The following is a 14,657-nucleotide window of genomic DNA, read 5'->3' as shown; positions in this document are numbered from 1 at the left end:
TCCTGTCTAAATTCTATACCAATCAAACAACATTGAACAGTCATATCAAATAAAATTTTATTGGTATTATCAATTTATATAAATTATTGTTATATATATACCTTTAATGGATATTTTTGTCTGCGTTTTATGGTAACATCACTGCAACTTAAAAAGTTTAGTTATTTTTAAAAAGTTTAGTTATTTTTAAAAAGTTATTTGGTTTAAGTTTATCTCAATTATTTAATTGATTGCTCAAAAGGACTTTTCTATGGACAATTTTCAACAGCCCACTCACCAGCCTGCTGGCAAAAAGGTCGCTATTTTAGGTGGCAACCGTATTCCGTTCGCCCGCTCAAATGGCCAATACGCCAATGTCAGCAACTCTGAAATGTTGACTGCTGCGCTTAACGGCTTGGTGGAACGCTATAACTTACAAGATAAACGCTTGGGTGAAGTGGTGGCAGGCGCAGTCATTAAATTAAGCCGTGACATCAATCTCACCCGTGAATGTGTGTTAAGCACGGCGTTAAGTCCGCAGACACCTGCTTATGATGTGTCACAAGCGTGTGGCACTGGACTACAAGCGGCTTTCGCGGTGAGCAATAAAATCGCCTTGGGGCTGATTGATTCGGGGATTGCAGGCGGTGTTGACACCACCTCTGATGCCCCTTTAGGCATTGGTGATGGGCTGCGTAAAGCACTGTTAAAACTTAATAATGCCAAAACCAATAAAGATCGCTTGCAAGCGTTATTAAGCATTAATCCAAAAGACTTGATTGATGCACCGCAAAATGGTGAACCTCGTACCAAATTATCGATGGGTGACCACCAAGCCATCACCGCACTTGAATGGGCGATCACCCGTGAAGCACAAGATGAGTTTACCTTTAATAGCCATAAGAACTTGGCACGTGCGTACGATGAGGGGTTTTTTGATGATTTAATCACGCCATTTAAGGGTTTAACACGCGACAATAATCTACGTCCTGATATTTCGTTAGAAAAATTGGCATCATTAAAACCTGTATTTGGTAAGAAAAATGCCAACCCAACCATGACGGCTGGCAACTCAACGCCGCTGACCGATGGCGCGTCTTGTGTGTTATTAGGCACAGATGAGTGGGCAGCAGCGAATGGATTAAAACCGCTTGCTTATCTCACCCACCAAGAAACTGCTGCAGTTGATTTTACAGGTAAAAAAGGCGTTAAAGAAGGCTTATTGATGGCACCTGCCTATGCTGTCCCACGTATGTTGGAACGTGCCGGATTGACGCTGCAAGATTTTGATTATTATGAAATTCATGAAGCATTTGCATCACAGGTATTGTCTACGCTTGCTGCGTGGGAAGACGAAAGTTTTTGCAAAGAGCGCTTAGGTCTTGATAAGCCACTTGGTGCGATTGACCGCAGTAAACTTAACGTAAATGGCTCATCACTTGCTGCAGGGCATCCGTTTGCCGCAACCGGTGGTCGCATTCTTGCCAGCACCGCTAAATTACTGGATCAAAAAGGGTCAGGTCGTGCGCTGATTTCTATCTGTGCGGCGGGCGGACAAGGTGTGGTCGCCATTTTAGAAAAATAATCAACTAGCTAATACTAAGTACCTATACTTAAGTACTTATATTTAAGTACTTAGTATTCAAATAACTGATAAATAAGTACTTAAAAAAATAGTGTAAAAAAGGCGAGATGATGCACTCGCCTTTTTTTATCGCTTAGCTAAATTTAATCGGTTTCTCGCCATCCTCGTCCTGCGGTTTATTTGGGTAGTGATGATCATGACCGATATCACAGTCTTCTGCCGCTTTTTTGGGACGATGAATGTAGCCAGTGCGCTCTTCTACACCCAAAAATTCATGCTCCCACACCATCACCGCTTGCATACAAGTTTGACGCTGTTCTTCCGTCAACTTTCGACCATCTTCCCATTTGCCAAGCGAAATCGCCTGACGAAATTTTTCAACAATTTCAGGCGTTAACGCTGATAAAATCGCTTGTTTATCCATGACCCAATTGTCCTTATACCCTTGAATAAATCACAATAGTTTAAAAAATTTTGCTAAATAATTAAAAAATTATAGCAAATTAAGCGGATAAAATCTATTTGGCAAGTTGTCTTATAGCCGGCTAGCTGCCTACAATGGCGTGATTACAAATTGGGCAATGTTAATTTGCACACAGATATTATATGCTTTGCTTATCAAAAGTTGTGAAAACTTACCTTATAAAAATTTACCTTATAAAAAAAGAGCACCCCTATGAACTCTCTCAAATACAGCTATCATCAACACGCTGTAACCCGTGTTTTTAATCAAAAGAAAACAGCTTTTACTCAAAAGCAGTTAGCTAAAGCAGTCTTTGTATTGAGCCTAATATCCGCTCAACATTATGCGTTCGCAGCGCCTGTGTCACATGTATCACCTGCGCCCGCTCAGCAATTTTCGTCAGATACAGCCCTATCTACGCCGACGCCTATTACCACTACCCAAGCACTGCAAACGGCATTGACATCAGCCCATGAGCAAAATTTAGCTGCGCAAAAAGCGTGGCTGCGATTATTGTATTATCCTGAAACAGTCACCAGAAAACAGCCCTTTGAAAGTCGGGTCAACAATCGTTTTAACCCACAAGCGAGCCAACGACAATTTTTTGCCAGCGCGCAAGGTGCCAAAAATCCCCAAGCAGAACTTGATGAAATGCTCACACAGTTATTTCACCCTACCAAAAAAAATAATGCCTCTGTCCAATGTCGCTTTCCCGCTCGTACACAGTGGCTCATTGAAAACTTAGCCATCGATACCTCAAGCCTACCCCATCAACATTGTGATACGCTCGATTCATGGCTACAAAAAATCAATCCCCAATCCGTCTCATTAATTTTTGCCAGTGAGTATTTAGATAGCCCACCGTCTGCATTTGCCCATAGTTTTTTGCGATTTGATAATGCCGACCTTAGCAATCAGTACTATTTGAACTTCACGCCGAAAGTCACCGACGGTGAGCATTTTTTAAAATTTGCTTACAAATCCAGTATCGGTGGCAATGCAGGCGAATTTACCATGACCAATTATCAGCAAGGTATCAAAGAATATTTGCAAGATAATGGGCGCAATGTATGGCAATATCAGCTCAATCTCGCCGATAAACAAGTTAAACAACTTGCCTATCGGACTTGGGAAATTAAAGACCAAAATTTGCCCTATTATCTGTTATCCGATAACTGCGCCTCTGAAATTTTGGTGTTACTAAATTCTATTTTTCCCGATAAAAATTTTTTAGTGACTGACTCCCCAATGGTTTCCCCTGCCCAAGTGGTACGCATGTTAAACCGCGAAAATTTGATTCGCTCTACCAGTTTTAGTCCTTCAACACCGACTGTTGTGCAAGCGCAATTAAACGCCCGCAACGCGGCAGATCACCCCAAAGCTTTTAACAATCCCCAACAAAATCGGGCGTCAAGTCCTCAAATATTGCCTAGCCGCGACAATCCCGTACTGGCCAATCCTTTAAGTCGATTTGATATCGGCGTCAGCCAGCAGTCGTTTGATAGGGTGAATGGACGACCTAAATTAGAGAGTAATCAGGCTATCACGTTAAATTACCGCATGGTGTACCGCGATGCGTTGGATAAAATTGATGGCTATCCCATAGGCTCACAACTGACGGCATTGAGTATGGGTCTTAGCATCCATGACAACGCCGACCAGCAAGATAGCGTGCAACTTGAGCAGCTAGGATTATTTGATGTGCGCTCATTGCATCCGATTAATAGCGCAAAAAAGGGTATTTCATGGGGTGGTAATATTGGCTTACAGCGAGTCTTTGAGGGTATCAAGGCTATTAACAAAGATGACCACAGCGCTACAGACAATCATTTGGTCGCAAATATCAGCGGTGAATTTGGTAAAAGCGTGGCACTAGGTAGCGCCGCCCCAAACACAGGCGATATGCCCGCCAATATTTGCTATGGCTTGGGCACCATTGCAGCGCAGTTTGGTAAGGGCCTATATCATGGTTATCGTGCTGGGCTTGGCGTCAATATTGGGTGCAATGCAGAATTGCGTCCAAATTGGCGTGCGATATCAGAATTAACACTGCCATTTTGGATAAGTGGCGATAGCGATAATGAAAGCTATTGGCAGCCCAAACTCAGTATTGGTAGTCAATATGATATCAATCAAACCAATGCGATTCGGGTTACCGCTAGCCGTGAATGGTTGCCAAAGTCTGACAATATCGATAACGTTGATGAGGTTGCGTTAAAATGGCTACACTATTTTGAATAATCTATTTTGAATAATCTACGCCTAGCCAATTTTGTGCTACGCCAAGCCAAAATGGCGCAACAACGCCATGCCGATGGCTAGACTAAACATAGAAAACACGGTGGTAAATCCTAAAATATTGGCCGCTAATATTTCATTGCCGCCCATGCTGCGAGCCATCACATAACTGGCAGCAGCAACGGGCGATGTAACCATAATAAACATCACGCCCATTTGTATCGGTGATAATTGCATCAATACACCCACTACAACCGCGGTGATAGGCGCTACAATAATTCGACCGATGCTAGCCTGCATAGACACGCCTGTCATATTGAGCATCGACTTGATATCGAGTGTCGCGCCTGCACAAATCAAAGCCAACGGTAACGCTACCGCCGCCAATAACTCGCCTGTTTTGACGATAAATTCAGGCGGCATCGGCAGCTGCGATAACTTATAAGCAAACGCTGATACCAATGCGATAATTAACGGATTTTGCCCGATTTTTTTGGTCATGGTGATGGCTTTTTTAACCACGCCTTGGCTGTTGTTGTCATTTCTGCTTAGGCTAATCACAGACAACACATTATACACAATGGTTAACAGACCCATATAAACCGCACCGATACTGACGCCTTGACTACCATAGGCGTTGGTCACAGTCGCCAACCCCATAATCGCCATGTTACTGCGAAAGACACCTTGCACAAACACACCTTTATCGCGGCTATCTTTGACAAAAAAATAGGCAAATAGCTCACCGAGAAAAAATAGCCCAAAAGTGACCATCAATCCCGATTTAATCAAATCGACCTGCTCAGCAAAATGAATGTCACTTTTTAGAATACTAAAAAACAGTAAACATGGCAGGCAATAATTAAAGACCATATCAGAGGCGATTTCAACAAACGACTGGTTGATGGTTTGTTTTTTTTGCATCATCACCCCCAATAACATCAGCAAGATATTGGGCAAGGTAATTTTTAGCGCAAAGAGAAAAGCAGTTAGCATAATAATTTTTTTGAGTAGAAAATAAAAAAGTCCCAAGTATGGCACATACCAATACCATGGGACTTATGTAGCATGTCTTAAAGTTAAGAGCTTAGCACTTCACGCGCTTTTTTGCTTTTTTTAATCATCATAGCCAAAAGCTGTACCGCAGCTGGCGTGACGCCGCTAATGCGACTGGCTTGGGCAAGCGTCGTTGGTCGCACTTTTTCAAGTTTTTGCACGATTTCATTGGAAAGCCCAGAGATATCATGATAAGTAAAATCGTCTGGAATCAGCGTGTGTTCAAGTTTTTTCATCTGACCGATTTCAACTTGCTGACGATCGATATAACCGGCGTATTTGACACCAATTTCTATTTGCTCACCCACTTCAGCAGACACGGGCGATTCGGTCAATTCGCTAATATCATCAAATGACACGTTTGGACGTTTTAACAAATCAAGCGCGTTATTCTCTTTGGTCAGCACTTCGCCGGTTTTATCGATAAATGATTGACCCAGCGTATTAGTGGGCGTTGCCCAAAGCGAGCGTAAACGTGCAGTTTCTTGCTCAATCGCTGTCATTTTATCGCTATACACTTGCCAGCGCGCATCGTCCACCAGTCCTAAGTCACGCCCAATTTCTGTCAAGCGTTGATCGGCATTGTCTTCACGCAGCAGTAGACGGTATTCGGCACGACTGGTAAACATACGATACGGCTCTTTGGTGCCATTGGTGATGAGATCATCTACCAACACACCGATATAGGCTTGGTCACGGCGCGGTGTCCAAGCATCCAGTCCTTGGGTGCGACGCGCGGCATTTAAGCCAGCTAAGATACCTTGCGCAGCGGCTTCTTCATACCCTGTCGTTCCATTGATTTGACCGGCGAAAAATAGGTTATCAATGGATTTGGTCTCAAGGCTTGGTTTAAGATTTTGTGGGTCAAAATAATCGTATTCAATCGCGTAGCCAGGACGCAAGATGTGCGCATTTTCCAGTCCTTTCATGGAGCGGACTAAAGCCAACTGAATATCAAATGGTAAACTTGTTGAAATCCCATTGGGATAAAGTTCATGGGTGGTCAACCCTTCAGGCTCAATAAAAATCTGATGGCTATCTTTATCAGCAAACCGATGAATTTTATCTTCAATCGATGGGCAATAACGGGGACCAATGCCTTCAATTACGCCTGAATACATGGGTGAGCGATCCAGCCCGCTGCGGATAATGTCGTGGGTGCGTTCATTGGTATGGGTGATATAGCAGTTGATTTGGCGCGGATGCATGGACACATCACCCAAATACGACATGACTGGCAGTGGTGTATCCCCTGGCTGCACGGTCATGACACTAAAATCTACCGTACGCGCATCAATGCGTGGTGGCGTGCCAGTTTTGAGGCGTCCAACCGGCAGCTTGAGTTCACGCAATCTATCCGCCAAACGGATAGAAGGCGGATCACCTGCACGTCCACCTTTGTGGTTTTCTAACCCAATATGAATAGTACCACCTAAAAAAGTGCCAGAGGTTAATACCACTGCGCCGCAAGCAAATTCAATCCCTGATTGGGTAACAACGGCTACGGCTTTGCCGTTTTCAACCAAAATATCATCCGCCGCTTGTTGGAAAATATCCAAGTTTGGCTGATTCTCTAAAGTATATCTAATCGCCGCTTTATATAAAATACGGTCTGCTTGCGCGCGTGTGGCACGGACAGCGGCACCTTTACGGCTATTTAACACACGAAACTGAATCCCTGCTTTGTCCGTGGCAAGCGCCATAGCGCCGCCCAACGCATCGACTTCACGCACCAAATGCGACTTGCCAATCCCGCCTATCGCAGGATTACAGCTCATCTGTCCCAAGGTTTCAATATTATGCGTAAGTAGAAGCGTCTGCTGACCCATGCGTGCAGCAGCTAGCGCCGCTTCTGTGCCAGCATGACCGCCACCAATCACAATTACGTCGTAGATTTTAGGGTATTTCATCGTGTCACCCATGATTCGCTTGTCAATAAAAACTGACAATTATACCATGCTTAGATGGCTATCGATTATTTTTTTATCAATGCCAATCATTGAGCGTTTAGGGTGATACTTTGCTTTAATAATTACCAACAACATGACGAAAAAAATCCAAGTTATTCGGCTTGGATTTTGATTGATTCGCGGATTTATAGTTATTGTGAATCGATTTGGCTATCGCGGATGATTAGTAATTCGTCTTTTAGACTTGTGACTTTAAGTTCGTTGCCATCATTAAACACTTGGATATTAGCGCCTTTGCTATCTTTATAATCTTTGTGACGACGAAAGTTGTGCTCAATTTCAAAACGAACCACCGTCTCAAGCAATGATTGCAATTCTACTAAGGTATAATGTTCCCATTGAATTTCAAGATGAGGGGCTAATTTACCTGTAATCATACGAACTTTATTATCAATTTTGACGACTTTGGTGGTCATGCCGATGCTCCAATATTTTTATTAGTAATTATGAGTTTCATCAATAAATGGACTGGATGAACTAGAGATTGCTTTAATGCTAACGGATTAACCGGCTTTTATCAAGCAACATTCATAGACTGGGCAATCACCCCAACCACTCTAGCGACTGCTATAAATTTTCTGGTCACTTATCAGTCATTTAATGAAAAAATAGGCGCGCTGAACGCTCTGGGACGCCTAAAAACAGCCTCATCTTGATAAAATGCGGGTATCACATTGTCATCACTGTAGCCAGGAATACCCATTACAGGTAACGGTTGAAAGCTTTTGGATGATAGCTTAACGGCATTATCCGCCAAATCTGGCATTGCCATTTGGTGGAATAGCTTAGCGATTGCCGTATCAAGCTGGTTTCTCTGACTGGCGATAGATTGCTCAAACCAACCCTCATCTACTAAAATAAGCAAGGTATGACTGGTGATATTTTTTCTTGGCTCAATCAATTTTTCAAGCAGGGCATGACCAAATGGAAAAAAGGCAATGGTACGATATTGAGCCAACCAATTGGCTCTATGCGTGACCAAAGCTGCTTGCCATTTAAATGCTTGTAACTGTTCAAGCAATAGTCTATCTGAACTCACCACAATGCCGCCATTTTCATCAAATACGGTTAACGCATTACGCAGGGCTGTTCTGGCGTTATGAATACCATGTTGCAAAATATCTTTGGCATGGAGTTCGTTAAATACCGCTTTAGCCTGCGGAAAATTCAGCCAAATTAAACCGTTCAGCAAATCATGGTGATTGTCACGGGTTGGAATTTTACCTGTGTTGGCAATAAAACTCTCATAAGCCTCACTCTCAGGCAAACACGCTTGCTCAACAAAGCGAATGGGTAATTTTTCAAAATTGGCTATACGGCTGGCGTTTACATCCTCAAATTTATCCAAACAAGCGTTCAAATTTTCAACAATATTGATGGCATTGATAGCAGGGGCATAACTGTGTGTTGCCTGACTGTGTTTTGCGTCAAGCTCAGCAAAATAAGTCAAATAGTGATACCAAGGTTGATTAAAATCAATGAGGGCGTTGGTGGGATGAGTTACTGACATAAATACAATCTGACAATATAAGAAGAATCGTAGGCTGAACCAAAAATATTAGCACACTTTTGGTTAAGCCCATGACAGATAATTACCAGCCAATCATTACCAGCCAAGCATAGCTAATGGTTTAGATACTGTTGGCTTCAATCCATAAGGATATCGCGATTTTTTGAATGGGATGTTTGTATAACTTTTGTATAATAAGCGATTTTTAGCACGATGTTGCAAAACATCATATAATAAGATACAGTCATTCAAATTTTACCACCCAGTAGAAGTAGAGTTATTACATGCATATTTTTCTAGCTCGCAATGGTGTGCAAGCCGGCCCATATACCCTTGAACAACTCAATCAAATGCTTGCCACAGGGCAAGTGTTACTCACTGATTTGATGTGGCATCAAGGGATGGATAACTGGAACACAGTCAATGCAATGACGGATGGGCAATTTTTTTACCGTCCAACGATAGATGAAAGCCTGCCAGTCGATACCCACCAACGTGAGCAGCCCGCTTCTGATGAAGCAGATTATATTATTAACAACACGCCCACGCCTTCAGAAGACGCTGAGAATGTGTGGGATCGGTATTCAGCGAATAACCCGCACAAATCCCCTAACCCTACCAAGGTCACATTGACCAAAAAACTTGGCTCCAAGCAAGACATTGCCCATGCCAAAAAACAGTTAGACCTTGCCAGCATCGGTAGTCGTATCGCCGCAAAATTAGTAGATACCCTGCTTATGGTATTGGCGTCGTCGCCGCTATTCATCGCCCTGTATAACAGCCCAAATTTTGATAAATTACTCAAATGGGCAGAAGCAGGACAAACCCGATTGACGTCTGCCCAGCAGATGGAACTCATGTCAGCGTTACCTGAGCATATATTGCTGCTAACCAATATTTTGGTATGGGGCTTAATCATTGCGCAAGTCCTATTATTGATGCGCCGTGGTCAGAGCATCGGTAAGATGATAATGGGCATACGTATTTTGGATCGCAAGTCCAATGCCATTCCTGGATTTTTTAACTTAATCATTATGCGTGGGTTATTTACCACATTGGCTTATTCTTTATCGATTTTTGGTTTGGTTGTGTTAGTCATTGATTTGGTCATGATGCTCACCAGCAAAGAGCGATTAAGCCTACATGATAAAATCGCCAAAACTTATGTGGTACGTGCCGATGACACCCAAACCACGCCCCTTGCGTTAAAACCTGATTAGAGTAAATTAAAATCATCAAACCGTGTGGTATAACCATGCGGTTTTTTTATGGTCAATTGCCAACACGCCTCGCCACGCGCTAGGTATTTCACCTCAAAATGCGTGCGTTCACTATGATTGGGTACTTGGGTTTTCTCCACCGGTACTTGCCAAACCGTCTGTGCTTTATGCTCGGCTTCATCAATATAACTTTCAATATTACTGGCAAGTATAAGCTTGCCACCCGGTTTTAACCGAGACAGCAACCATTCAAAAAAAGGCATGTTAAGCCAGCGTTGGTTGGGATTATGCGGCTCTGGATTGGGGTAAAGAATAAACACCCCTGACAAGCTTTGCGCGGGTACAGCATGGGTGACCCAAGCAATGGCATCGGCATGAATAGTCGTTAAATTAGACAACTGCGCTTGATTCGCCATTTTTTGCATGGCTTGATATTTTTCTGCGGTACGTTCAATCGCAATGAGATGGGCATTGGCATTATCGCTGGCAAAACTCAAGGCATGCTTGCCTTTACCTGCACCGATTTCAACAAAAATGGCGGGCTGCTGCCAAAATGTTGCGTTAAGTGGCTGAAAATCTCTGGGATGACGGATACGATCGGGTTGAAACGGTCTGGTAAATTGATGACTTAGCATGAACAGTCGCTTGATTCGCCCAAAAAAAAGGATTTATAGTATACTATGGCAAATAATCCGATACACCATTTTTCAGAATACCTTTTGTTTATGTCTAAAACCGAGCCCACCCCATCAAATGCACCTGTCAAAACTTATCCCTGTCCGCGCTGCGGCAAACCCACCGTTTGGGCAAATAATCCCACCAAGCCATTTTGCAGTGCGCGCTGTAAGCTCATTGACTTAGGGGCATGGGCGAATGAGGACTATAAAGTCGGTGCAGAAGACACCCCGTTTAGTGACGAATTAGACGCTTTTAAATAACGTAGATTTGATTGGTTAGTGATTGCGCTAGCGATGATTTGCTAACTATGATTCGCTGACTATGATTCGCTGACTATGATTAAAGGAATCCCCATGAGCTCTTATTTACTCCCCACCTATAAACGCCAGCCCATTAGCTTTGTCAAAGGTCAAGGTAGTTACCTTTATACCGCTGACGGAACGCCGTATTTGGATGCGTTAACAGGGATTGCTGTCTGTGGACTGGGTCATTGTCATCCGCGTATCACTGCAGCGATTGCCGATCAAGCAGCGACGCTTGTGCATACCAGCAATCTTTTTGGTATTGATTGGCAAGAGCGCGCGGGTGAAAAGTTATGCCAAGTTGCAGGCATGGATAAAGTATTTTTTGCCAATAGCGGCGCCGAAGCCAACGAAGCGGCATTAAAAATGGCGCGACTGTTTGCATCAAATCGTGGGCAAACCCAAGCCAAAGTGATTGTGATGGAAAAATCCTTTCATGGACGCACCTTACTGACCGTATCCGCCACCGCAAATCCAATGGCTAGAGCAGGATTTTTTACCTTAGATGATGATTTTATTCGCGTGCCTTTTGGGGATATTGAAGCGATTAGCCAAGCGATTGCCGATAACGACAATGTTTGCGCTGTGATGCTTGAGCCTATCCAAGGTGAAAGTGGCGTCAATACCGCTGCCAATGGCTTTGATTTTTTAAGCCAAGTTCGCAAAGTTTGCGATGACCATGACTTATTAATGATTTTAGATGAGGTGCAAACGGGCAATGGTCGTACGGGGCGATACTTTGCTTATCAATATTCATCCATCAAACCAGATATTTTGACCACAGCAAAAGGGTTGGGGAATGGTTTTCCTGTGGGTGCGTGCATGACCAGCGCAAAAGCCAATGATATTTTTAGCTTTGGCTCGCACGGCTCAACGTATGGTGGTACACCGCTTGCTTGCCGTGTGGTTAGCGAAGTGATTGATGTCATTGATGATGAGAATATGATGGCAACTACCCTTAGCAATAGCGCAGCATTGATTGAGCAAATCACCAGCGAGCTGGGTAGCCAAGGGGTTACTGTACGGGGAAAAGGCATGATGCTAGGGGTGGTGATGCCACAAAATCGCGGCATTGCATTTGATAGCTTGGTCGATAAAGCGCGTGACAATCATCATCTAATCATTAATGTCGCAGGCGGTAATGCCATTCGTTTATTGCCACCGCTCAACATGAGCGCCGATGAAACCAGTCAAATCGGTGAACGCATTATTTCACTTATCCAATCAGCCCTGTAGTTTTTTTGATGGTAAAGTTAGCCGATTAGTCAATATCGGCTTTTTCATCGCAAACTTGCCAGTCAACCGTTTGATTTTGACAAGATGATATAATAGCTATTTTTTATATCGGGGTAATTTTATGACAACCATTGCTGTTTTTGGGCACAAAAAACCGGATACCGATGCTATCGTATCCGCCATCGTCATGGCCTATTGGCTCAATCAACAAGGTATAGATGCCAAAAGTTACCGCTTAGATGATATCAATCAAGAAACCAAATTTTTAATTGAACTTGCTAAAGTCCGATTACCAGAATTACTCACCCATCTTGAGCCTGACCAACTCGCTGCTTTAGTCGATCATAACGAAAGCCAGCAATCGATTGCCAATCTAGCAGACGCCCGTATTTGTTACCTTGTCGACCATCATAAACTCGGTGATTTAACCACTGCCGAACCAGCCTATATTCGATTTGAACCTGTCGGCTCTACCAGCACCATTTTATACCATATGTTCATGGAAAAGAGTTTGCTGATTTCTCAGCAAATGGCAACATTGATGGCAGGTGCAATCATTTCTGATACGCTTAATCTGACAGGTCCTACCACTACAGACAGTGACAAGCAAGCTTTAGATGCCTTAATTCACCTTGCAGGGATTCACGATACAAACAGCTTTGCCAATCAATTATTTGATGCAAAAAGCAATATCAGCGACTTAACGGATGATGCGTTAGTCACTACCGATTATAAACAGTTTATTTTCTCAAATAAAAAATGGGCAATCGCCTGTATCGAAACTGTCAAACCTGACGTGGTGTTGTCGCGCACCGATGGCATCCAACAAGCCAGTGAACTAATCCGCCAAAGAGATGGCTTGGATTATATGCTAGTTATTATTGTTGATATTTTAAAACAGCAATCTTGGGCGGTTGGTAGCAACGATGCACAAAATGAAATCATTGAGCAAGCATTTAATACCAGACTCAATGATAAATTGCTTGATTTGGGTCACTTAGTCAGCCGAAAAAAACAATTTGTGCCTACTTTAGAAGCATTTTATGCCAAATAGTCAGTTTTTAATTCACAAAAAAGGGCTAAATTGTTAGCCCTTTTTTTTATTCAAAAATATTTTTTATGCTTTAACTTTACCCAAATTCGGAAACTTTACCGATAAAATCGCTGTCACTGTTAGTACGGTAGCAATAAAGCCTAACGAGATAGCCATCGGCACATGGAACACATCAAGCAGTAGCATTTTTGCGCCAATAAACACCAAGATGACACTAAGCGCATAAGGCAATAAATGGAATTTATCCGCCAAACCCGATAACAAAAAGAACATCGCCCGCAGACCCAAAATAGCCAACAAGTTTGCCGTCAAAACAATAAACGGGTCGGTAGTGACCGCAAAAATTGCAGGAATCGAATCTACCGCAAAAATCACATCCGACAATTCAACCAAAATAAGCACCACCGCTAACGGGGTAAAATACTTAACGCCATTTTTCACCAACACAAACCGCTCTTGACCTGATGCATCATGGCTGTCATCGCTGATTTTCAGATGTTTTTGTAAAAATTTATATAAGCCTGACTGCTTCGGGTCTTCTTGCTCATCGTGGTTTTGCCACATTTTTATACCCGTGTACAGCAAAAATGCGCCAAAAATATATAAAATCCAGCTAAACTCAGCGACCAGCCAAGCCCCTGCAAAAATCATCACCGTGCGCATGACAATCGCACCAATCACCCCGTACAATAAAATCTTCCGTTGCATCGCAGGTGACACCGCAAACGCCGCAAAAATCATCAACCATACAAAGACGTTATCAATGGCGAGCGATTTTTCCAGTAAATATCCTGTAAAAAACTCCCCTACTTTTTGAGTGGCGATAGCACTGCCAAAATTTTGTGATAGATACCACCATAGACCGCCTGCAAACAACACAGACACGCCCACCCAAATGGCACTCCAAATCCCTGCCTGTTTCATCGAAACCGCTTCACCATTTTTTGGGGTTTTAAAAGTAAACAAATCAACCAATAACAGTATCGCTACGATAGCAAAGAACACGGCATATAGCATGGGACTGCCAATGCTCATGGGTTCTGTCATTTGATTTACTGCTGCAAGTAACATTATCGCTCCTTAGTATGCATTTACAAACTATGGCTGGCAATAAGTCAAAGGATTTTGGAAAAACGCTAAGCACAAAAAAACTTTGACTCACACCGACCAAATATGTGGTTGTGTTAAGTCAAGGTCTGGCTTACTATTTGATAATTAGCGCAATATATGGCTAAAAAATAGCTGATTTACCGGTAAGCGGCTACTTACGTAATGACGATAAATCACAAACTGTTAAAGTGAGAAGTTACTCCCCTTGATAGCGATAATGTAGCAGATAAACGACGACTTATCAATTGAATTTACC

The 14,657-nt window shown here is 42.9% G+C and carries 13 protein-coding genes; 6 read left to right on the top strand and 7 right to left on the bottom strand.

Features of this window, described 5'->3' with window-relative positions:
- Positions 1 to 250: 250 nt before the first annotated feature.
- Positions 251 to 1,564 (top strand): acetyl-CoA C-acetyltransferase, encoded by a 1,314-nt coding sequence (locus RNZ41_RS04690; protein ID WP_314027710.1) that lies wholly within the window; start codon positions 251 to 253, stop codon positions 1,562 to 1,564.
- Between the two features lie 133 nt (positions 1,565 to 1,697).
- Here RNZ41_RS04690 and RNZ41_RS04685 read toward each other — a convergent pair whose 3' ends face one another.
- Complete coding sequence (locus RNZ41_RS04685; RefSeq protein ID WP_036595824.1) at positions 1,698 to 1,988, bottom strand: YeaC family protein; 291 nt, start codon at positions 1,986 to 1,988, stop codon at positions 1,698 to 1,700.
- A gap of 252 nt (positions 1,989 to 2,240) precedes the next feature.
- Between RNZ41_RS04685 and RNZ41_RS04680 the strand changes: the two genes are divergently transcribed.
- Positions 2,241 to 4,268: an Lnb N-terminal periplasmic domain-containing protein gene (locus tag RNZ41_RS04680; protein WP_314027709.1), complete on the top strand. Its 2,028-nt coding sequence runs from the start codon at positions 2,241 to 2,243 to the stop codon at positions 4,266 to 4,268.
- A 36-nt stretch (positions 4,269 to 4,304) separates the two neighbouring features.
- Here RNZ41_RS04680 and RNZ41_RS04675 read toward each other — a convergent pair whose 3' ends face one another.
- The 4 genes from RNZ41_RS04675 to RNZ41_RS04660 all read right to left on the bottom strand — a co-directional run bounded on the left by RNZ41_RS04675 (position 4,305) and on the right by RNZ41_RS04660 (position 8,801).
- Positions 4,305 to 5,261, bottom strand: coding sequence for an AEC family transporter (locus RNZ41_RS04675; protein ID WP_314027708.1), 957 nt, complete (start codon positions 5,259 to 5,261; stop codon positions 4,305 to 4,307).
- Between the two features lie 83 nt (positions 5,262 to 5,344).
- Entirely contained in the window at positions 5,345 to 7,231 is a 1,887-nt protein-coding gene (mnmG, locus tag RNZ41_RS04670; protein WP_314027707.1) for a tRNA uridine-5-carboxymethylaminomethyl(34) synthesis enzyme MnmG, read from the bottom strand.
- 191 nt (positions 7,232 to 7,422) lie between these two features.
- Entirely contained in the window at positions 7,423 to 7,707 is a 285-nt protein-coding gene (locus tag RNZ41_RS04665) for a hypothetical protein (RefSeq protein ID WP_159676396.1), read from the bottom strand.
- A 173-nt stretch (positions 7,708 to 7,880) separates the two neighbouring features.
- On the bottom strand, positions 7,881 to 8,801 hold the full coding sequence (locus RNZ41_RS04660) for a DUF3025 domain-containing protein (RefSeq protein WP_314027706.1): 921 nt from the start codon (positions 8,799 to 8,801) through the stop codon (positions 7,881 to 7,883).
- Between the two features lie 284 nt (positions 8,802 to 9,085).
- Between RNZ41_RS04660 and RNZ41_RS04655 the strand changes: the two genes are divergently transcribed.
- On the top strand, positions 9,086 to 10,021 hold the full coding sequence (locus tag RNZ41_RS04655; RefSeq protein ID WP_314027705.1) for an RDD family protein: 936 nt from the start codon (positions 9,086 to 9,088) through the stop codon (positions 10,019 to 10,021).
- On the opposite strand, the gene RNZ41_RS04650 is transcribed toward RNZ41_RS04655, so the two are convergent.
- Positions 10,018 to 10,656 (bottom strand): class I SAM-dependent methyltransferase, encoded by a 639-nt coding sequence (locus RNZ41_RS04650; RefSeq protein ID WP_314027704.1) that lies wholly within the window; start codon positions 10,654 to 10,656, stop codon positions 10,018 to 10,020. The two genes, RNZ41_RS04655 and RNZ41_RS04650, sit on opposite strands and share 4 nt — an antisense overlap.
- Positions 10,657 to 10,746: 90 nt before the next feature.
- Here RNZ41_RS04650 and RNZ41_RS04645 point away from each other — a divergent pair, with 90 nt between their 5' ends.
- From RNZ41_RS04645 to RNZ41_RS04635, 3 genes are all read left to right on the top strand, one after another.
- Positions 10,747 to 10,959, top strand: coding sequence for a DNA gyrase inhibitor YacG (locus tag RNZ41_RS04645; protein WP_314027814.1), 213 nt, complete (start codon positions 10,747 to 10,749; stop codon positions 10,957 to 10,959).
- Between the two features lie 93 nt (positions 10,960 to 11,052).
- Positions 11,053 to 12,237, top strand: coding sequence for an aspartate aminotransferase family protein (locus RNZ41_RS04640; RefSeq protein ID WP_314027703.1), 1,185 nt, complete (start codon positions 11,053 to 11,055; stop codon positions 12,235 to 12,237).
- A 121-nt stretch (positions 12,238 to 12,358) separates the two neighbouring features.
- Entirely contained in the window at positions 12,359 to 13,291 is a 933-nt protein-coding gene (locus RNZ41_RS04635; protein WP_314027702.1) for a manganese-dependent inorganic pyrophosphatase, read from the top strand.
- A gap of 63 nt (positions 13,292 to 13,354) precedes the next feature.
- Here the strand turns inward: RNZ41_RS04635 and RNZ41_RS04630 are convergent, their stop codons facing one another.
- Positions 13,355 to 14,326 carry a TerC family protein gene (locus tag RNZ41_RS04630; protein ID WP_314027813.1) on the bottom strand — a complete coding sequence of 324 codons (972 nt, stop codon included), beginning with the start codon at positions 14,324 to 14,326 and terminating at the stop codon, positions 13,355 to 13,357.
- Positions 14,327 to 14,657: the final 331 nt, after the last annotated feature.

It is taken from the genome of Moraxella sp. DOX410, from assembly GCF_032248735.1.
In the GTDB taxonomy this organism is placed as follows: domain Bacteria; phylum Pseudomonadota; class Gammaproteobacteria; order Pseudomonadales; family Moraxellaceae; genus Faucicola; species Faucicola tetraodonis.
The sequence above is the reverse complement of the archived record's forward strand: the minus strand, read 5'-3'. Positions and strand labels throughout refer to the sequence as shown.